General features: G+C 62.7%; 14 protein-coding genes and 2 pseudogenes. 10 read left to right on the top strand and 6 right to left on the bottom strand.

Annotated features, from left to right (window positions below; all coding sequences use genetic code 11):
• Positions 1-99: 99 nt before the first annotated feature.
• The 4 genes and pseudogenes from H7I57_RS23155 to H7I57_RS23170 form a co-directional block, all read left to right on the top strand.
• Positions 100-243, top strand: a pseudogene (locus tag H7I57_RS23155) (ATP-binding protein); the annotation flags it as partial.
• Positions 244-305: 62 nt separating this feature from the next.
• A pseudogene (locus H7I57_RS23160) lies at positions 306-911 on the top strand (IS1634 family transposase); the annotation flags it as partial.
• A 340-nt stretch (positions 912-1,251) separates the two neighbouring features.
• Entirely contained in the window at positions 1,252-2,475 is a 1,224-nt protein-coding gene (locus H7I57_RS23165; protein WP_264026340.1) for a right-handed parallel beta-helix repeat-containing protein, read from the top strand.
• Between the two features lie 366 nt (positions 2,476-2,841).
• Positions 2,842-3,735, top strand: coding sequence for an SDR family oxidoreductase (locus tag H7I57_RS23170; protein WP_264026341.1), 894 nt, complete (start codon positions 2,842-2,844; stop codon positions 3,733-3,735).
• A 128-nt stretch (positions 3,736-3,863) separates the two neighbouring features.
• Here the strand turns inward: H7I57_RS23170 and H7I57_RS23175 are convergent, their stop codons facing one another.
• The 4 genes from H7I57_RS23175 to rfbA form a co-directional block, all read right to left on the bottom strand.
• A complete protein-coding gene (locus H7I57_RS23175) occupies positions 3,864-5,006 on the bottom strand; it encodes a glycosyltransferase family 4 protein (RefSeq protein ID WP_264026342.1) in 1,143 nt (380 codons plus the stop codon).
• Positions 5,007-5,169: 163 nt separating this feature from the next.
• The gene (locus H7I57_RS23180; RefSeq protein ID WP_264026343.1) at positions 5,170-6,606 is read right to left on the bottom strand and encodes a sugar nucleotide-binding protein; all 1,437 of its coding nucleotides are present in this window, start codon (positions 6,604-6,606) and stop codon (positions 5,170-5,172) included.
• Positions 6,607-6,619: 13 nt separating this feature from the next.
• Positions 6,620-7,618, bottom strand: a complete 999-nt coding sequence (gene rfbB / locus H7I57_RS23185) for a dTDP-glucose 4,6-dehydratase (RefSeq protein WP_264026345.1) — start codon at positions 7,616-7,618, stop codon at positions 6,620-6,622.
• Between the two features lie 150 nt (positions 7,619-7,768).
• Positions 7,769-8,638: a glucose-1-phosphate thymidylyltransferase RfbA gene (rfbA, locus tag H7I57_RS23190; protein WP_264026346.1), complete on the bottom strand. Its 870-nt coding sequence runs from the start codon at positions 8,636-8,638 to the stop codon at positions 7,769-7,771.
• A gap of 297 nt (positions 8,639-8,935) precedes the next feature.
• On the opposite strand from rfbA, the gene H7I57_RS23195 reads away from it, so the two are divergent.
• Together H7I57_RS23195 and H7I57_RS23200 are read left to right on the top strand one after the other, a co-directional pair.
• Positions 8,936-9,472: an arsenate reductase/protein-tyrosine-phosphatase family protein gene (locus H7I57_RS23195; protein ID WP_264026358.1), complete on the top strand. Its 537-nt coding sequence runs from the start codon at positions 8,936-8,938 to the stop codon at positions 9,470-9,472.
• 605 nt (positions 9,473-10,077) lie between these two features.
• Positions 10,078-11,568 (top strand): sugar transferase, encoded by a 1,491-nt coding sequence (locus H7I57_RS23200; protein WP_264026347.1) that lies wholly within the window; start codon positions 10,078-10,080, stop codon positions 11,566-11,568.
• A gap of 371 nt (positions 11,569-11,939) precedes the next feature.
• Here H7I57_RS23200 and H7I57_RS23205 read toward each other — a convergent pair whose 3' ends face one another.
• Positions 11,940-13,973, bottom strand: a complete 2,034-nt coding sequence (locus H7I57_RS23205; protein WP_264026349.1) for a cellulose biosynthesis cyclic di-GMP-binding regulatory protein BcsB — start codon at positions 13,971-13,973, stop codon at positions 11,940-11,942.
• A 370-nt stretch (positions 13,974-14,343) separates the two neighbouring features.
• Between H7I57_RS23205 and H7I57_RS23210 the strand changes: the two genes are divergently transcribed.
• Genes H7I57_RS23210 through H7I57_RS23225 form a run of 4 tightly spaced genes read left to right on the top strand, consistent with a single transcriptional unit; the run spans position 14,344 to position 19,214 of the window.
• Positions 14,344-15,618, top strand: a complete 1,275-nt coding sequence (locus H7I57_RS23210; RefSeq protein ID WP_264026351.1) for a hypothetical protein — start codon at positions 14,344-14,346, stop codon at positions 15,616-15,618.
• Positions 15,615-16,733 (top strand): glycosyltransferase, encoded by a 1,119-nt coding sequence (locus H7I57_RS23215; protein ID WP_264026352.1) that lies wholly within the window; start codon positions 15,615-15,617, stop codon positions 16,731-16,733. The genes H7I57_RS23210 and H7I57_RS23215 overlap by 4 nt, the downstream gene beginning before the upstream one ends.
• Complete coding sequence (locus H7I57_RS23220) at positions 16,726-17,895, top strand: hypothetical protein (RefSeq protein ID WP_264026353.1); 1,170 nt, start codon at positions 16,726-16,728, stop codon at positions 17,893-17,895. Before H7I57_RS23215 ends, H7I57_RS23220 begins: the two co-directional genes overlap by 8 nt.
• Positions 17,892-19,214, top strand: a complete 1,323-nt coding sequence (locus H7I57_RS23225; RefSeq protein WP_264026355.1) for an O-antigen polymerase — start codon at positions 17,892-17,894, stop codon at positions 19,212-19,214. Before H7I57_RS23220 ends, H7I57_RS23225 begins: the two co-directional genes overlap by 4 nt.
• On the opposite strand, the gene H7I57_RS23230 is transcribed toward H7I57_RS23225, so the two are convergent.
• Positions 19,205-20,476: glycosyl hydrolase family 28-related protein (locus H7I57_RS23230; RefSeq protein WP_264026356.1), on the bottom strand; the 1,272-nt coding region annotated here is incomplete at its 5' end. The two genes, H7I57_RS23225 and H7I57_RS23230, sit on opposite strands and share 10 nt — an antisense overlap.

Raw genomic sequence — 20,476 nt, forward strand, 5'->3', positions numbered from 1 at the left:
GCGATCACGCCTGCGATCACGCCTTGACGATCGCTAAGACACGCAGAACAGCCGAAAGCCCAGCTAGCAGGAGAAATCAGCCACAACGAACATGTGCCAGCTCCAGTTGACTGGTATCCGCTGTTCCCGAACCCGGTCGTCGCTGAATCACTGCTCGACCGGCTGATCAACACCAGCCACCAAGTCCTGATGGACGGACCGTCCTACCGGCCCCGGAAACGGCCCGGACCCGCCACCACCTGACAACCCCGCGAACCAACCGCTACCCTCACCACAGCAGGGCCCGAGCATGAGGAATTACGTGACGGCAACCCGAGCCGGTCTGGGATCCCGAGCAGCATCCGGGTGCGTGGCGGGCGATCTGGTCCTATTCGGCCAAACGCGCACGCCGCGACCAGAAGACCCTCGCAGCCCAGGAAGCCCGGGCCCGAGCGATCGTGGCCGGGACCAAGAAAGCCAAGTCGGCGCGGTTTGTGAAGGTGCGCGGTGATGACCGCGCGGTCGACGAGGCCAACCTGGCTCGCGCCCAGTCCCTGGTCGGGCTCAAGGGCTATGTGACCAACGTGCCGGCCACGGCCATGCCCGCCGCCGAAGTCATGGCGAAATACCACGATTTGTGGCATGTCGAGAAGTCATTCCGCATGTCCAAAAGCGACCTTCGCGGCCGGCCGATGTACCACCACACCCGCCCGGCGATCGAGGCGCACCTGACGATCGTGTTCACCGCCCTGGCCGTGGCCCACGCCATCCAGTCGCGCACCGGACTGTCGATCGCCAAGGTCGTCAAGCAGCTACGCCCACTGCGCAGCGCCACCATCAACATCAACGGATCCACCCAGACCTTCCCACCGGCCATTCCCGAAGCTCAGCGCAAGATCCTCACCGACCTCGGCATCAAACCCGGGTACTAGGCCAAATGTCCGAAGTCAGGGCCCAGACCTTCCCACCGGCCATTCCCGAAGCTCAGCGCAAGATCCTCACCGACCTCGGCATCAAACCCGGGTACTAGGCCAAATGTCCGAAGTCAGGCAAGACGACGTGCTTGACTCTGTCGTTCGGCGTTTGGCCACTGCGACAAGTAACGTGTATGGAGTCATAGGCGCCGCTGTGGAGGCTCCGACGCCGCAAATTGACATAGCAAGCGAGGAAGGGGCGGTGCGTGTGAGGGCCTCGGCGCTTCCTCGCCGCCCATTCTTGGCAGGGGCGGGGATACTGCTCCTCGGTGCAGTTACGGGTGCCACACCGTCGCCCATGACGTTTTATGTTTCAGCGTCGGGCAGCGATAATGCTGACGGGCTTACAAAGGAGACTGCGTGGGCGAGTATTGAGAAGGTGAATTCATCGCTTCCATGTGGAGCGGTAGCGTTGTTTCAGCGGGGTCACACGTTTTTCGGTGAATTGACTCCGCCAGAGGGCAGTACCATCGGTGCATTCGGTGCCGGATCGAAGCCCATCTTGTCCATGCACAAGGTGCTTAATAGGTCCGCGGGCTGGTTGGAGCACTCCGCCGGTGTCTGGAAAGTCAATTTGGGCTCTCCAGAGACCCACAGTGGCTACAACGCCACTCGCGACTCTAATATTGGCCATCTCGTGGTCGACGGTATCATCAAGGCGGGTAAGAAAACGCGGATCGAAGATCTAAAAAGTGCATGGGACTTCTGCTCGGACAATTCAACCAAAACCCTCTACGTCGCTGCGTATGATAATCCCGCGCATCTATCGAAAAACATCAGGGCAGCACCGAGGGGCGAGTCGGGCTCCGTCATCAATTGCGACTTACGATCAATCAACGTCCAAGGTATCCACGTAACAGGTAGCGGTGGACACGGTATTACGGGAGTGGGCGCCGATGTGACTATAAGCGACTGCATAATCGACTATATTGGCGGTAGTTTTCTTCCAGGTTTCAAGAATGAAATGGTCCGATATGGCAACGGAATCGAAAATTGGATCGGCGCCAAGCGATGGACGATTGAGGATAACCTGATTTCCCAGATTTACGACGCGGCCTATACCTGTCAGGGTAAAGCCGGCTCCGACGTTCTCACGTGGGAAGATATGGTATTTCGCAATAACCACATTCGGGACTGTACGCAGTCATTTGAGTTCTGGTCCACGGGTAACAATCCCGACGCTGGGTTTAAGCGGATTCTTGTGGATGGCAATATGTGTGAGCGCGCCGGGTATTCGGCTTTCGCCGATTTTCGTCCGAATCAGCAGGTTCGAGTCCATCTACTGACGTACGAGTGGGGTCTTCCGGCCGATATTGCGGTTCAGAACAATATCTTTGAAGGGGCCTACAGCGCCTACAGCTATCACCTCAGAGAGCCCATCGGCCTAGTGACCCGCGGAAATACAGTCATTTTGGGGGAAGGTACGAAGATGGAGTATCAGCGCGCAGAGACGATCGAGCAGGCCGCCTTGTGGCAAGCAAGAACGGGCCGCGAGGCGGGTTCGAGGATGCTCGCGTTGTGACTGTTCCTGGTTGGATTTGCTGTGGGAGCGGAAAACCGACGGAGGGGCCGGAAAGATGTGGCGAGGTATCTCCGACGGGAGCGGTGCCTGGTCTAGCGTTATCAATTGTACGTGGTGTGGCCACGTGAGTGTCCGGGCGGTGCGGTTTCCGGATATTGTGTGCGATCGGGGTGGTTCGGGGTCGGGGAGGTTTTTTTGTGGTCGGCCTGGGCCCGTTTTGGAGCGCTCACCTTTCCGATAGTTTGGGGGGACCTGTGGTAAAGCGCTCATCTACCACAGGGGTTCCAACCGGGAGTCACATGCGCCCAACGAAGACGAGGTGCGGACTCGCGAAGAGCGGCACCATGTGCAACGAATGGAGTGGAATTGAACAAGATCTACATCGCAGGCTGCGGCGGGATGCTGGGCGAGGCCTTCCACCAAAAGTTCGGAGATGTCGACCTTCGGTGTACAGACATTGACGTCAATGAAACGTGGCTGTCTTACATGGACTTCCGAGACCTCGACAGCTACCGCAAGGACGTGCAGCGATTCAAGCCCGATGCACTTTTTCACCTTGGGGCGCACACCAGTCTAGAGTTTTGCGAGCTGAACGTGGAGGAAGCGTACGCCACCAATACGATGGCAGTCGAGAATGCTGTGTACATCGCCAACGAACTTGACATCCCGCTGCTATATATCAGCACCGCTGGAATCTTTGACGGCGCTAAGCAGGTCTACGACGATTGGGATTTGCCTAACCCCCTTGGGCATTATGCGCGATCGAAGTACGCCGGCGAGCGATTCGTCGTCGAACACGCTCGACGCCACCTCGTGTGCCGCGCTGGATGGATGATGGGCGGCGGTCCCGCCAAGGACAAGAAGTTCGTGCAGAAGATGATGGCTCAGTTGAGGGCTGGTAAAACGGAACTGAACGTAGTGAACGATAAGCTGGGCACGCCGACATACACGCACGATTTCGCCACGAATGTGAAAGTGCTCTTCGATAACGAGTATTGGGGCCTCTACAACATGGTTTGCGAGGGCCTCACTAGTCGACTCGAAGTGGCTGGCGAGATGGTGAAGTTGTTAGGCATGTCTGATCAAGTCACGATCAATGAGGTCGATTCCTCATTCTTTGCCAAAGAATACTTCGCCGCGCGTCCGGATTCTGAGCGGCTCCTCAACCGCAAGCTTCAACTGCGTCAAGTAAACGTTATGCGCGATTGGAGAGTTGGCCTTGCAGAGTATCTCGCCGGCTACTACAAAATTTACCTGTGACCTGATAGTCCCGCGGATGCGGATCGAGAGCACCGTACATGATAGTCCCGCGGATGCGGATCGAGAGCACCGTACACGTCGAATAAGGACGCCGTATTGTTCTGCGGCAACTATCTGCTGACGCGGCATTATCTATTAAATATCGCTTCGTGCTGTTCGACCACCGAGTCCCAGCTGAACCGTTCTCCGACGTAAGCAGCTCCTGCTACCGCTTTCTCCTGCATTCCAACCGGATCTGAAAGAGCCTCACCGAGTCTGAATGCGAGATCGGCCGTGTCCCCCTTTTCAAAGTACAGTGCGTGTCCGGCCATAGCGTATTGGTTCTGTGGTATGTCCGCACAGATGATCGGAGCGCCGAGATAGGCTGCCTCGAGGATTACGGGCGAGAGCCCCTCAATTGCCGAGGGCTGGACATACGCGTATGCATTCTTCATTAGACGGTGCACATCTGGGCCGTAGAGAAAGCCGGCGAATATGATCCTCGGATCGGCCGTTCGTCTAATATCGGCTTCGTACGGTGAGGGGTTCGGTGACCCACCGACGAGCACCAGCTTTTTGTTCGTCTCCAGTGATTCAAAGGCAGGCACGAGCCAGTGAAGCCCTTTGTCGGGAATGAACCGTCCAACAAAGAGAAAGTATTCCCCTGGACGTATGTCCAATTGTGTTAATATTTCAGGAAGGGAGTCCTCTCTTTCGTAATCGACGTCGGCCCCAAAAGGGATGAAGTCGAATTCCTTATTGAATCGTTTGGTAAACGCCTCACGCGCAAAAACGTTATCAAAGATCACTGCCGAATGGACGTGGGCGGTCAAGAATGAAGACAAGAATAGGTACAGTTTTGCGTACCATGGCCACTTATCGCGCTCCCAGTCGAGGCCGTCTTGACTAAGAAAGGTTTTCTTGCCGAAGAGTCGAAGCGCAGCGCCGAAGATACTGTTACCGCCGTTCTGGATGTGGATGATATCTGCGCGGTTGTATCGGATGATATCGAAGGTGACTTTCGTCGAATGGATGATGGTATCGAAACCTCTAGAACTTACGGTACGAAAAGATCGAATCTTCACACCGTCAAGCTCATCTAAGCGTTCTTCGGGCTCCATTTGCGGATACACACGGTTGTAAGCGATGACATCGTGGCCCCGCGCCGCAAGCCTGGGCAGGAGCTCTTTCGCGAATTTGTCAGCACCTGCGCTGCCTTCGCGTGGGGGGTAGCTGCGAAAACCAAAGGCTGCGATTCTTAACGGCGCACGGGATACGCCCTTTATGCTCACATCGTTCCCTTCCGTAGTTAAAAGGCCCGCAACAATCAGCGATCCGAATCGACCGGAGATCTACAGCCAGTAGTCTTAAGTTCGTACACGTAAGGTCATATTGATGGCGCAGATGAACGGGCTCTCTTGAGGACGGCGAACCATCGGTTGCTTGCCTTTTCTTTCACGTAGGGTTCGCAGAGCGAGGCTCGCTCGATTGCAGGTATTTTATAAGGGAGTCAGCCGACGAACTGGGTGTGTATCCCGTGGAGTGAATTTTGGTGAGCTCAAGAACGCTATTGTGTGGTCGAGGAGCAACCGGCCCAGCTGACGCGGAAAAGTAGGTCTCGGTGCTAACGCCGGTCACGCGATTGGGGTCGTGACCGGTGAGTGCGAATGTGGCTCGCGCAATGTCGGCCCATGATGTCACTGGCCCAGTTCCTGACACGTTATATAGCCCGTAAGGCGCGTGCGTGTCGAGCAGATGGCGTATCGCTTGTGCCAGTTCTGAAACAAAGGTCAGTCTCCCGTATTGGTCGTTAACGACAGTGGGATTACGCCCGCGCTCCGCTAGCGCCTGCATTGTTCGAACAAAGTTGTGACCTTCACCAATAACCCAAGACGTGCGCACAATATAGTGGCGGGGCACGGTGGTCACTATATGGTCGCCGGCTGCTTTGGTTTGTCCATAGACGCCTAGCGGCGAGACGGGATCATCTTCGCGGTATGGTCGGTCCGCGGTGCCGTCGAAAACATAATCGCTCGAGATGTGAACAAGGGTGATGCCATTCTCGCTGGCAACCCGCGCAAGTGCAGCGACTCCGGCGACGTTCGTTGCCCACGCTGCAGCTCGACCGTCTTCAGTCTCAGCTGCATCCACAGCGGTGTAGGCCGCGGCGTTGATAATCGCTGAGTAATCGCGCCAGCGCCGAGACGCCTGCAGGTCCGTGCTGGCCAAATCAAGCTGTGACCGGTCCGTGAAATCGGTATGCGTTGGGTCGCTGTACAATTCGCGCAACGCGCGTCCTAGTTGGCCACTCGCACCAACGACCAACGTCCTGCGGGGCCCGATCGGGGCTACTTCGTGTAACCGAGGGTTGTTCCGGTCTTTTGTTGAGAGTTCCGCGCGTTCGAGGGGAATGGGCCAGTCGAAACCCGCAGTTTCGTCGGCCAAGTTCAACGAGGTATAAGCGGCATCCGGGGAGTAGTGGTCGTTGACGAGGTACGTATAAACCGTGTTTGGGTCGAGTGTCTGAAATGCATTCCCTACTCCGCGCGGGACGAAGACTGCTCGCGACGGGTCGATCTCGGCGGAATAGACTGTGCCGAAGCTGGGTCCAGCCCGCATGTCAACCCATGCGCCGAAAATTCGACCGCTGGCGACCGAAACGAACTTGTCCCAGGGTTCTGCGTGGATCCCCCTGGTTGTGCCTACCGAGTGGTTGAACGATACGTTGTTCTGGACCGGGCCAAAATCGGGAAGGCCGGCGGCAATCATTTTGTGCCGTTGCCAGTTTTCCTTGAACCAGCCGCGGTTATCGCCGTGTACGGGGATCTCCCAGACCGTAAGACCTGGGATAGGGGTCGAAATCGCCTGAAGCGGCTTGCCGTATTCGGTCAACGACGTCTCTCGATCATTGCCCGAGCCGCGCATAAAACGCCTCGGTTGCGCTCTTTGTGGGGGACCACCACTCTTCGTGGCGGCGATACCAATCGACGGTAGCAGCGAGGCCCTGTTCGAAGTCACCGTATTTCGGCTCCCAACCGAGTTCGGTCCGCAACTTGGTGGAATCAATCGCGTACCGCAAGTCGTGACCGGCGCGATCATTAACGTGATCGTAAGCGTCCGCAGGCTGACCCATAAGTGAGAGAATTAGCTCGACGACGGTCTTGTTATCTTTTTCTCCATTGGCACCCACCAGATACGTCTCGCCGGTGCGGCCTTGCTCGAGGATGGTCAAGACTGCCGACGAGTGATCGTCGGCGTGGATCCAATCGCGCACGTTCCGGCCCTCGCCATATAGCTTTGGGCGGATGCCGCGCAGGATGTTGGTGATCTGGCGAGGGATGAACTTCTCGACATGTTGAAATGGACCGTAGTTGTTTGAGCAGTTTGAAATGGTCGCTGCGACGCCGAAGGAGCGTACCCATGCGCGAACCAGCAGATCACTACCGGCTTTCGTCGAAGAATACGGTGAGGAAGGGTTGTAAGGAGTCGTCTCAGTAAATCTGCCTGGGTCATCAAGCTGTAGGTCGCCGTAGACCTCGTCAGTCGAGATGTGATGAAAACGGGTGCTGTGCTTACGCGCAGCCTCCAGCAGCGTGAATGTTCCTAGCACGTTGGTGTGTAGGAATGGTTCGGGGTTGTCGAGTGAGTTGTCGTTGTGGGACTCAGCGGCAAAATGCACGATGGCATCGGCCCCTGCAACCAGCCCGTCGATTATGGACGCGTCGGCGATATCGCCGTGGACTAACTTCATTCGATGCTCAGGCAGGCCGATAAGCGAGCCAAGGTTGCCAGCATATGTGAGTTTGTCGAGCACCGTTACGTGATGATCCGTGTGCGCGAGAACGTGATGTACAAAGTTCGAACCAATGAACCCCGCGCCTCCGGTCACGAGCAGTCGCGTCATGCAACCTTCTCCTGTCTGGTAGTTCCACTTGTCGAGCTGGACTCGAGCCCTCATCTCGAAGCAGGTCCGACGCTGGCTTAAGGCGAAGAGTTCGAGTTATCGCTATGGCAGTAGGGCCATGTCTAAAGGGGCGGGCGCAAAGGTGGTGGGTCAAAGTCCCCTATCCAACAACTCCAACAGATACCTGCCATAGCCAGATTTCACCAGCTTCTCCGCGCGCGACCGAACCTCGTCGTCACTGAGATAGCCCTGCCGCCAGGCGATCTCCTCTGGCACACCGATCTTTAAGCCTGTACGGCGCTCCATCGTTCTGACGTAATCAGCGGCGTCCGTCATCTGATCGAAAGTCCCGGTGTCCAGCCAGGCAGTACCTCGCGGCAGCAGTTGCACATGGAGTCGTCGTTGATCCAAGTAGGCTCGGTTGACATCCGTGATCTCATACTCACCGCGGTCGCTTGGCGCCAGCTTCCGCGCGATTTCTAAGACGTCATTGTCGTAAAAGTAGAGTCCGGGGATTGCGTAATTACTTTTCGGCTGTTTCGGTTTCTCTTCAAGAGACACAGCGAGCCCGCGATCATCGAATTCGATCACGCCATAGGCTGACGGTTCAGCGACCCAATATGCGAAGATCGCGCCGCCGTCCACCTCGGTGAACCGTTTAAGCTGGCTGCCGAGGCCTGGTCCATAGAGTAGGTTGTCGCCCAGAACGAGAGCCACCTTCTCGCCGCCAACGAACTTCTCGCCGATCGTAAACGCCTGAGCTAGTCCGTCTGGCGAAGCCTGTTGAGAGTACGTCAGGGAGATCCCAAACTGCGACCCGTCTCCGAGCAGTCTTACGAAGTGCTCAGCGTCGTGGGGCGTAGTGATCACAAGGACTTCGCGGATGCCCGCCAGCATCAGTGTCGACAGCGGGTAGTACACCATCGGCTTGTCGTAGACCGGGATCAGCTGCTTTGAGACCCCGAGCGTGATCGGGTGAAGTCGCGTACCCGACCCCCCCGCTAGAATTATCCCCCGCACACTTCCATCGTTGCATAGACAATTCGTCTAAGCCGACCCGTAGCGGACTCCGGCCCGTCACAGATGGTGAGAGTTGGAACTCCGTCTGGGTCCTGGATCCCTGAAGTGAGGTTGCGTAGGGTCGACTCCGTCCACCGGCGGTATTGCGGATGTGAGCGCTCCTCTGAGGATGTTTGTATAGCCCCAATGTGGTCGGAAGCGTTGGGAAGAACCGAGCGCCCGACAGGATGTAGGTTCGGTTTAGTAAGCGCCACCATGTCTGGCACGGACACTCAGCCTATTAAGGGGGGATCGGCTCTGAACGTTCTATTCGTGTGCACCGGGAACATCTGTCGATCGCCTACCGCAGAGAGATTGGTAGCGGCCTATGCTGACAGGCTTCAGGTCCCAGACCTGGCCGCCTCCAGCGCTGGAACCAGAGCGGTCATCGGCCACCCGATTCACGATCAAGCCGCTCTGGTCCTTCAAAGCTTGGGTGGCGACGCGCAGAACTTCACTGCTCAACAGCTCACGCCGAAGGTTGCATTAAGTGCCGACCTTGTCCTGACCATGACGAAAAACCACCGCGATGCTGTCTTGGAGTGCGCACCAAGAATGCTCAATAGAACGTTCACTCTGGCAGAGGCGGCATGTCTGGTGACGGAGTTCGGTGCGCAGACTGTTATGGACCTTGCCGCGCTTCGTCCCCAACTGACAGCGAGAGACGTGTTCGACATAGCGGACCCAATAGGCAGTGGCGCGGACGTCTTCGTCACGGTCGGTGCGCAGATCGCTGACCTCTTGGCGCCGATTCTCGAACTCTTGCGACGGTCGACTAAGACGTCGCGCGCATAGCTGGGTATCACGCGGGTATTCGAATCAAGACGCTGTAGTGCACACTCCACGGGTCTAAGTTCCATGGGTAGCCGTGCATGTCGCGGCAACTCGCGTGGCCGGGACGCGCAGCGCCTGGGGTTCGTTGCTCGCCGCGCCGAGATGGCTAGAGATGATGCGACAACCGGGCTGGTCGACCGACTGCAGACGTCACTGGTCGAGCCCGCGGTGTGAAACATTTTCCGCTGCAATATGGGGTCATCGACAGGACGGGTCTAACAATCAGGGGCAGCTGAGCTGCAGTCGGGCTCAAACAGAACGATCACCATCCTGGCGATCTTGCGTTTGCTGAGCCAATCCGAACGAGGTGCAGGGATTGATGGTCTATCTAACACCCGACGTGCGCCGGCTGCATCGCCGTTAGCGCCCCAGCAGGGCAACTGGTTCAGGTGCACCCTACGGTCAAACAGCCGATCTCGGCGCCAAGAGGTCGTCTTGCGTTGAACAGGCGGTTGCAGCGTGGATCACTTCGTCACATTGCCGAGCGAACATCCCGTTCCGGTTGAGAAGTTGATAACGATTGGGATAAAGTTCCAGCCCAAGGGGTAGAACGTCTGGGGGGACACATGACGGCGGGTATTGATCGGCTGGAAGTCGCAGCAAACATCGCTCCGATTCCGGCGAAGGTTCCGGCGTGGCAACGTGGGTATGCGCGTCGGCTGGTAGCGATTGACCTAGTCGGCGTAGTCCTGGCTGTTGGCCTTGCGCAATGGCTGCGTTTTGGCGGGTTGGCTGGGGAAATATCCACGTTTGGAAGCCTCGACTACACAGTGGTGTCGATCGCCATTGCCGTCATCTGGATGGCTGCGTTGTCGATCAACCACTCGCGCTCGGCCCGCGTCATCGGTTCCGGCGCAGAAGAGTACCGGCGTGTATGGCTCGCCACGCTGGCAGTGTTCGGCGGCGTGGCCATCGTCTCGATGCTGTTCAAGCTCGAGATCGCCCGCGGATATCTTGTGATCGCGTTGCCAGCCGGCATCTTCTTTCTAATTTTTTTCCGATACCTCGCGCGCCTGGTGATTCGGCACGTACGTGAGAAGCACGGCCGGTGCATCACGAGAGTTTTGGTAGTCGGCAGCGCTTCGGCGGTGCGCGACCTCACCCAATCCTTCGCCCGCGAACCGCGTTCCGAGTACGAGGTCGTCGGTGCCTGTATCCCAGGACCAGTTCCCAGAACGAAGATCGACGTCCCAGGCGTCGGGGAGATCCCGACCTTCGGCGATGAATCCCACGTCGTCGGCGCCGTGACTGCTACCAACAGCCACGCTGTCGCGGTCACCGCAACCGAGCGTCTCAACGGACGCGGAATCCGAGACCTGTCGTGGGAGCTCGAGAAGCTCGATATCGACCTGCTCGTCGCGCCCGGCGTCGTCGACGTCGCCGGTCCAAGGCTTCAGATGCGCCCGGTCTGCGGGCTGCCTTTGATCCACGTGGAGAAGCCGCAGTACCACGGTGCCAAGAGATTTCAGAAGCGCCTCTTCGACGTTCTCTTCTCCGGCTCCGTACTGCTGTTCGGGCTACCGATCCTGCTCGGCGTTGCTGCCGCGGTCAAGCTCAGCAGCAGGGGGCCCATCTTCTACCGCCAGGAGCGCATCGGCTTGGACGGCGATCCCTTCGAGATGATCAAGTTCCGCACGATGGTCGACGGTGCCGACAAGATGGTCCACAAACTCGCCGCGCTGAACGAGAGCGAAGGCGGGGTGCTGTTCAAGATCCGCGAGGACCCCCGAATCACGCCCGTCGGCAAGATCCTCCGCAAGTACAGCATCGACGAACTGCCTCAGTTCATCAACGTCCTCAAGCGTGACATGAGCGTTGTGGGACCCCGCCCGCCTCTGGCCAATGAGGTCAGGTCCTACGACGACCACGCTAGGCGCCGACTGCTGGTTCGTCCCGGCATCACCGGTCTCTGGCAGGTCAGCGGACGCTCGGATCTGTCGTGGGAAGATTCAGTGCGCCTCGACATGTTTTACGTCGAGAACTGGTCGATGATCTCCGACCTGCTGATCGCACTGAAGACCGTCAAAGCGATGTTCGGCGGCTCCGGCGCCTACTGAGTCTTACCTGCGCCCTCAAGGATTCCTAGGCCCTATCACGGCACACTGGTTGACAGTCAGCAATCCCAGAAGCCATTAATGCTGCCTGTTAGGGCCCATAACTCGGCGCGCCTCCCGACTGCGCCCGAGCTGAGGCTGCCGAGATCTACCGACCGAGCAGCTGGGAGGCCCACCGTTCAATCCAGCCGCGAAAGCTGCTGCCGCCCGCCACAAATCGAGGGCATTCGCAGGACGCGCAGTCCGTTCCGGCGCGGTAGTGCTGGTGAGCCGAACGGTCGTGGCCGCACCGACACAGAGCCGCTTCCATTCGCACAAAGATACGCTGCCGCCGCGGTCCTACCAGCTAATCCGGAGAGATCGCGGGCCCGTGCTTACTCAGCACTGCGTCCGCGCCGCCGCCACAGCACCGCGCCCACCAGAAGCGCGGCCAGGATGACGCATCCCGCACCGATAGCCGCCCAGACCGGCCAGGTGGTCGTCTCCTCAGACGGGGACGACACGACGTCGTCGGTTCCGATCGACAGGTTCGTCACGGTCCCGTCGGCGCCGGCCGCCACGACGTCACCGTCGAGGCTCGACCAGCCGTCCGGCAGTTGGTCGATGTAACCGAACAGCGGCTCGACCAGCGACCACGCTCCGGTGGTGGTCACCAGGATCACCGACCGGTTGCGGGGTGGGTCGGCGAAAGCCTGGATCGATCCCAGACCGTCGTCGATGTCGGCGCGCAGTTCGTTGCTCAGGTCGACCTGCACGGCGGAACCCTCCCCACCGATCGGCGGGCGTAACGACGTCAGCTTGACCGCCGCGGCGTTCGCCACGATCAACGCGCCCGCGGTGGCGTCAGCGGCGGCCTTGACGTCGACGACCCGCGGCGTCAACGTCGTCGCGGTCCGCTGCGCGATGGCCGCCACCACCCGCGTCGCATAATCCAGTTGATTCGGGTTGCTGCCGTCGAGTGCGACGAGGAACTCCGGACTGAACTCCGACGGCACCGCCCCGAACCCGCCCAGAGGCGGGCCGCCACGTCGCATCGTCAACGTCGACAGCGGATCGAGCTGGAACGTCAGCGGTGCGATCGTCGGGCTGCACAACTGCCGCGGGCTGAATGTCAGGCCGAACTCGAAATTGATTCGCTGCCTGAGCAACTCACCCGGCACCTCGAACGTCGCATCGACACGCCCGCTGTCGCCCAGCGGCTCCGTGTGCACCGCCTGACCGTTCACGCTGACCATCACGCTGGCCGAGTCCAGGTCGGCAACCGGCGTATGGGACGCGAGCAGATGCATCTGAAGGCTCTCGACACGTCCCGCCCCCAACGCCGAACGGTCCACTCCCACAGTCAGATCGGCCGTCCGCAGCACCGACTGCTCGCCACTGATGTTCAACTGGCCGAACGTCATCTCGTCGGAGTCGGCGGCACCTTCGGAGCCGGCCTGGTCGACCCGCGCGTTCGTCACCTGCGCCAGGGACTGCAGTCGGTTCACCACCAGGGAGACCTGATCGGTGAGTTGGTCGCCGCGGCCGGTCACCTTCAGGTAGACGTCGGCGCGGTCCGCGTTGACGACATCGATTCCGGCGTCACCGTTTTCGACCACGACCGCCCGGGTGAACTGCGCCGCCGCCGGGGGAGCCGTGCCGCGCGGCTGGCTGACGACACTGATCGCCGGCGTCTGCGGCCGGTACATGCGGGCGACCGCCGAGGTCAGCGTCAGCACCGCCTGCTGTTCGGCGTCGTCGGCGGCGACCGGCGCGTAGATGGTGAGCCGCTGCAGCACGGGAGGAAAGAACGTGGCAATCGTGGTCGGCGCGGGTTCGACGCCGGCGAACACAGCGCTGAGGTCGCTGAGCAGAAGTCGCTCCCCGAGCCCGCACCGCTGCTCCGGCGGCAGCACGGGTTCCCGCACCGTGAACGACAGTCCGATGGTGGCTTCGCTGACCTGTGCCGCCGCGATGTCGACGTCGAAGGGCACCACGGCCTGACTCGGCGTCACCGCGGGCAGGTCAATAGTCGCCAGCAGTGTGCCCCTGCTGTCGGTGATCTCGACGAACCCCGCACCGAAATCCACTGGGGCGTGGATCAGTCCACGCAGGCGTCGGGGACTGAACCCGGATTGCACCGGCAGCGTGAAGTCCTGGTTGGTGTTGGCGCCGACCAACGTGAACTCGTCAGGCAGGCCCAGCGCGGTCCACCGCAACGACATCTCGCCGCCCGCCGCAGGGTCGGAGTTCAACGGGTCGGCGTGCGCGGCACCGGGGGCGCCGAGCGTCGTCGTCAGCAGCACCGCCAGCAGCATGCACAGCACCCGGCCGATCGTGTTGCGGCTCTTCGGCGTCCGAGACGACCGCGCGTCCATCGCCGCCTGGTCCCAGGCGGCGTAGATGACACGACTGACCTCAAGAGACACTGCCGCTCCATTTTTCCAGTGGGTGGGCTTCGGACTCTCATCCCCCGGCGTCGGACGATACCGGCAAACCGCACACCGTGGTGGATAACGCGCCGCCCCACGTCCCGCTGGGCGGGCCCCTGTCCGAAGACCTGCGCAAACGACTCGTAGGCGTTGGCGAATGCAATAGGATCGGGGGCATCGGTAACCGGGGCGGGCAACCACACTTTGCTGTATCTGCGTCGCAGGGATTTTGGCGTGAACAACGCGACGTCTTGAGCCGCAAGGGTCTTTACCGACATGTGCGCCAACCCATGTGTCTGGCCGGCAAGTCGCCAGAGCCCATCTACGATTGTTGATCGCACGAGATTCAGGACGGAGCGCCGCAACGTTGTCTGCCAACGAGTCGAGGGTGCCCGCGTCGGCGATCGCGCTGATCTCGTCGCTCGAATCCCGCCTCGTGATGACCAAGCTGATCATCGGCGCTGTGATCGGCCTCTGCGTCGGTGCGCTCGTCGGTGGGCTGGCCTTCGGCGCGCTGTCCTCCGAGACCACCGCGACAGCCTTCCTGCGACTCCAGAATCCGGCCGACCTGACCGCGATCGCGGGCGGGGCCGATCAGATCACCCCTGACAACCAGGCCAACACCGCCACTTTCGTCGCCGGCGAGATCGCCTACATGACCGGGGAGGGTTTCAGTCAGGCCGTGGCCAGGAAGATGGCCATGGACGAGCCCGCCGAACTCGCCGTCGCGCAGGCCAGCGAGTCGCCGGTGGTCACCGTGAGCTACAGCAGCGCGTCCCGCGACGACGCCATCAGGACTGTGCAGGCGGCCATCGACCTCTACCGCCAGGAACTCGAGCAGCGCGTCGACGCGCAGCTGCGGGTCATCCTGCCCACGCTGGCGCAGTGGCAACGCAGTGACGCGGCAGACCCCACGCGCACGCAGGAGCTGCAACGCGTGCGCGAGAGCGTCGAGCTCCAAGCGGCGGAGGCCAGCACGTTGCTGGTCATGCAGCCACCCACGCCCAACCATCCGAGCTCCGGGCAGTGGCTCATCGGCGCGATCCTCGGCGCGCTGGTCGGCAGCGCGTGTGCGGTGGCGTTCCTGCTTGCCCGGCGGCGGCGCTCGGGCCGCGGTTCGGTGGTGAAAACCCTGACCGGCAGCGTCGACAGTGTGCTCCTGCCCGCCGTCGACCTCGACCTGCCGCCGCGCGACGCCTGGACCGACGAGCAGGTTCGGCTCGCGCGCACGTTGTATGCCCAGTGTCCGTCGACCGGGCCGGGCGGGGTGATCCTGGTCCTCGGCGCATCGTCGTCGTCGGGGGCCTCGGTCGTGGTGTCGCTGCTGGAATCCGCGGCGGCCGAGAGCCGGCCCGCGGCCGCGCCGAACTCCTCGGGGCATCATGCGGCGTCGCGGGAGTCGCCCACGACGCAGGTCGTCGACGGGGGTGTCGTCGGCGACACCTCGCTGAGCTCCGACATGGTCGCCGGCGCCACCGCGATCGTCCTCGTGGCCCGAATCGAAGTCGACACCGTCGCCCAGGTGGTGACGCTGCGCTCGGCAACCGCCGCCTCGGCCGCGCCGGTCGTGGCGGTGTTCACCCACCGCCGAGGGCTGTCTGGGAGATTACGGAAACGTCGACACGCGGGGAGCCCCCTGTGAGGGTCGCTATCGTTCACGAACGGTTGACCGAGGTCGCGGGTTCGGAGAACGTCGTCGCCGAGATCTCCCGGCAGTGGCCGGATGCGTCGGTCAGCATCCCCATCGTCGATCCGCGGGTCCCCGCGTCGTTCGCCTCGCGGGTGAGCACCGGCCGGCTGTCATCGGCGTACCGCATGGCGGGCTACCGCAGTTACGCACCACTGCTGCCGTTGGTGCCGGCGTGGTTCCGGCGCCGGGACTTCGGCGCGGTAGATGCGGTGATCATCAGCCATCACTTCGCCGCGTCCGCGGCGGTCCACGCCGCCGGCCCGATACCGACGATCGTGTACGTCCATTCACCGGCGCGGTGGGCGTGGAACAAGGCCATGCGGGAGGAGGAGGCATCGACGTTGCCCGGCCGCCTCGCGCTCGCCGCGCTGTCCCGGCTGGCGATCAGGACCGAACTGGCCGCGGCCCCGAAGATCACGACCATCGTGGCCAACAGCACGACGGTCGCGCAGCGGATCAGGGACCACTGGAACCGCGAGTCCCAGGTCGTGCACCCTCCCGTGAACATCGACCTCTACACGCCGGACGCCACCGAGACGCGCGAGGACTACTTCCTGCTGGCCGGACGCCTGGTGGCCTACAAGCGCCCTGACGTCGCGATCAGGGCCGCCGTGGCGGCCGGCGTGAAACTCGTCGTCGCCGGCGACGGCCGCGACGCCGACAAGTGCAGGAAGCTCGCCGCGGGCGGTGACGTCACCTTCCTCGGCCGGGTGTCCGACGAGCAGTTGCGCAGCCTGTACCGCCGCGCCAAGGCGATGCTGATGCCGGGGGAGGAGGACTTCGGCATCACGCCCGTCGAGGCGATGGCCTGCGGAACGCCGGTGATCGCCCTCGGTGTCGGTGGCGCGCTGGACAGCGTCGTCGACGGCGTGACCGGAACGTTCGTCACCGGCGCCGGCGACGCCGAGGTCGTCACGAACTTCGCGGAGACGTTCCGAACCTTTGACGGCGGCCGCTTCGACCCGGCGGCGATCCGGGCCCGCGCCGAACAGTTCTCGCCGGAGATCTTCCGCGCCAACATGGCCGACGTGGTGGCACAGACGCTGGCGACCCGTCGAGATGCCTGACAGCAAGCATCTGCACACCGCCGTCCAGGTGGTTGCCGGTGTCGCGCTGAACGTCTTCCCGGCGATCTTCATCGCCATCTACGCCCGGATCGCCCCCATCGAGACACAGGGCTTCCTCGCGCTGTCGCTGGCCGTGGGCGTCTACGTCGCGCAACTGTTCAACGCGTTCATCGTCGAAGGGCGGCTGGCCACCCCGAACGCCGAGGGCGAACCGGGGCTGCCGTCGTGGGTGGTGGTGTTCGCCCTGGCCGCCGCCGGGCTGCTGGTGATCGGGCCCGCCGTCGCGTCCTCGGCCGTGTTGATGGCGAGCTCGATCGGCGTGATGACCGGCCTGCTGATGTCCCGCTCGATCGGGGTGGTCAACGGCGAGTGGCAACGCGAGGGCCTCGGCGCCACGGTGCTGATCATCGCCAGCGTCATCGCGCTGTGGATGTCCACCCAGGACAGCCCGCACTGTGTGCGGGTCCTGGCGATCGGAGCCTTCCTCGCCGTCCTCGTCCGGTACCAGCCACGAAAAGCCATGCCGAACATGGGCTTTCCGCCCGATGTCCGCCGATCGGCGTGGGTCACCGCCGAGACCGCGGTCGTCGGCGCCGTGCAACCGGCGATCACCTCCCTGCTGCTGGTCATGGTCGGCCCCGCCGCGTCGGTGACCTTCCGCGTCATCTCCACGGTCGCCGGCGCGGTCGAACCGATCCTGGCGTACGGCAGGTATCGGCTGCTCGCCCACGGCCACCGGGGTGAACTCGCGTCGTTCGTCGCGGTGTTCGTGCTCGGCATGGCCGTGGTGCTGGCCGCCGCGTTCGGCGGGTTCGGCAGCCTGGTCTTCGGCCCGGCGTGGGAGGGCGTGGGTGTCGCCGCGCTGTTGCTGGCCGCCCTGTGGAAAGCGGCCATGCTGGTGTCCACGGTGCCGTTCGCCGCGCTGCGCAAGGCGGGAAAGACCGTGCTGGTGTTCTGGATTCGCGGCGCCAGCACGGTCGTCTACCTGGTGATCAGCGTGGGCTTCCTGCTGGTGTGGCAGTCCACGGCCGCGATCTTCGCCGCGTTCGTCGTCGCCGAGATGATCACCGCCGTCGTCTACCACATCGCCGCGGTCCGCGGTGCGCCGGACTACGCCGCCACCTTCGGCTCTGGACGCCTGCGGGAACGGCGCAGCCCGTGACGACCCTCGACGACGCCACCACAACCGTTGTGCGCCATGCCAAGACCTCCTCCCGGGCGCCGGCGTGGTTCACGCCCGCGGTGTTGATCCTGGCGCCCGTCGCCATGTCGTTCCTGGCGTGGCTCGTCCTGGTCGCCATGCAACAACTCGAACGATCCCAGACCGCCTCGGAGGCACTGACGGGATTTTCCGCCCCCGCCCCGGTGAGCGGTAAGGGCATCGCGCTGCTGCTGGTGTGGTACTTCGCGATCGTGATGGTGTCGATGGTCGGGTTCTGGTGGGGCACCCACCGGTCGCGGCCGTTGACGGGCAGCGACCCGACCAACACCGCCTGGTTCGAACGGCGCTACTTCTTCCTGATCCTGGCCGCCGGCGCCGTCGGGGTCGGCTACTCGTTCATGAAGGTCGGCGGCATCCCCGCGATCATCGCGTCGCTGAGCGAGCAGACCGCCAACGACTTCAGCAATGCGCTGTCGGGGTTCGCGGGCCCGCAGACGTTGCGGTACGCCACCATCCTGGCCGCGCCCATCGGCGTGTATCTCTGGCGCAAGAAGGTCGTCGGGTGGCCGTACATGGTCGGCGGGGTGCTGCTGCTGGTCGCCAACGCGATGATCGCCTCCCGGCTCTCGCTGCTGATGGCCCTTGCCGTGTACCTGGCCGCCTGGGTACGTGGTCGCGAACCCCGCGAAGCGGGCGCCGGATCCCCGGCGCGCACGGTGATCGCGGTCGCGCTGATCGCGCTCAGCGGGTTCGCGGTGCTCACCATGCTCAACTACGTCCGCAACGCCAACTACTACCGCGACGCCGGGGTCTCCAACCCGGTGGCGATGAACGTGTACCAGTCCGGGGCGTATCTGGCGGTCCCGGCGCAGGTGTCACTGGGGGTGTCGGATGCGGTGGCCCGCGGCGCCTGGGAGAACCAGGGCGGGCCGGTGACCTCGGTGGCCGCCGTGCAGCCAACCTTCCTGCAGTTCAACAAGGTCGCCAAGGACGACAGCTGGAAACAGTCGTCGGTGTACGGCTATTCGGTGACCTTCGCGGGGAACTTCTTCACCAACTCGGTGTTCGCCGACACCTACGCCGAACACGGCACCTGGGGCTGGCTCTACACCATCGTGGCGTACGGGTTCGCCGGGTACGCCTTCGCGCGGATCTTCAGTTTCAGCCCCGTCATCGCCGCGTCCGCGGGCGTGGTCGGGTACTGCTTCCTCGAGGTCTGGCGGGTGCAGATCCTGATCTACGGCATCGTCATCTTCCTGTTGCTGATCACCGCCGCAAGCGCGGTGACGGCGTCGAGGCTGCGACCCCGTCAGGGCTGATCGACCCGCACACTCAGCCGGTCGACGGTGAGCTTCCCGGTGTTCACGGTGTCGAAGGCGGCCACCGGCTTCGCGTGGCGGATCGAGACGTCCGCCAGGGAGATGTCGCGGGCGTTGCCGATCCCGACCCCGCCGTTGCCGCCCGTCGTCGAGACCGACGAGATGGCGCAGTTCTGCAGGCGCAGGCCGCTCACCTGGCGTTCGGTGATCGACTCGGCCCGCACCGACCAGTTGTCGCAACCGTCGAGTTTCGCGCCGTCGACTGCGACATCGAAGTCGGTGAAGCGCCGATCGCCGGACGCCCCCGGTCGCGCCAGCAGGTGAATTCCCGTGTGGCAGTTGGCCGCAACGACCCCTTTGAGGCTCACGCCGCGGCTCGCGACGTAGTTCCAGCCGACGTCGGCGCCGGGTTCGGCGGAGTCGACCATCACCGCCGCACCGGAGTGCACGCCGGTGACGTTCAGTTGGTTGACCGCCACCCGCTTCGCGCCGGCGATCCGGACGCCGTTGGCCTTCCCGCCGGTGACGTGGACGTTGGTGACGGTGAAGTCCGCGTTGGACCAGTCGGTGAGCGACGGGAACGAGAACGTGGCCGAGTCCGTGTCGAAGGCGGGTTCGCGGGAGAAGTACGTGACGAGCGCCAGTCCGTCGTCGCCGGTGTTCACCGCGCGGTAGTCGTCGACTGTGGCTCGTCGGCATCCGTTGAAGTGCAGGCCGTCCGCCTTGGTGCCCGCAACCTGGAGTCCGGTGACGGCGATATCGGACGCCCCCATCAAGATGACCCCCGCCTGCGGGCTGGCTCGAACGACGCAGTCGGTGAGGCTGATCCCGGCGACGGGTGCACCGCCGTCGGGGCGGCCGAGGACCCTGATCCCGTCGCCGAGGGAGCGCTGCGCGTCGGCGGCCCAGCGAACGTTCACCCGGCGCAACGCGATTCGCGAAACGGGGCCCTGCACCAGCACGCCGTGGCTGGTCCCGGTATGCGTCGCGGGGTCGAGGTTGTCCATCAGGAGTTCGGCACCGGGATCGAACTCGACAGCGACATCGGAGACACCGGTGACGACGATCGCCGCGTCCCCTGACGGCCGGCGCTGCGCGAACCGGTATGTGCCCCTGGGGAAGTACAGCGTGTGGTGCGGGCGCAGCGCGGCCGCCGCCGCCTGGATCGCGCGGGAATCGTCGGTGACACCGTCGCCTCTGGCGCCGAACGCGCGGACGTCGACGACACCGCGGCCGCGCCGGCAACCCGGCAGCGCGGCCGC

The sequence above is a fragment of the Mycolicibacterium pyrenivorans genome (genome assembly GCF_025821625.1).
In the GTDB taxonomy this organism is placed as follows: Bacteria; Actinomycetota; Actinomycetes; order Mycobacteriales; family Mycobacteriaceae; genus Mycobacterium; species Mycobacterium pyrenivorans.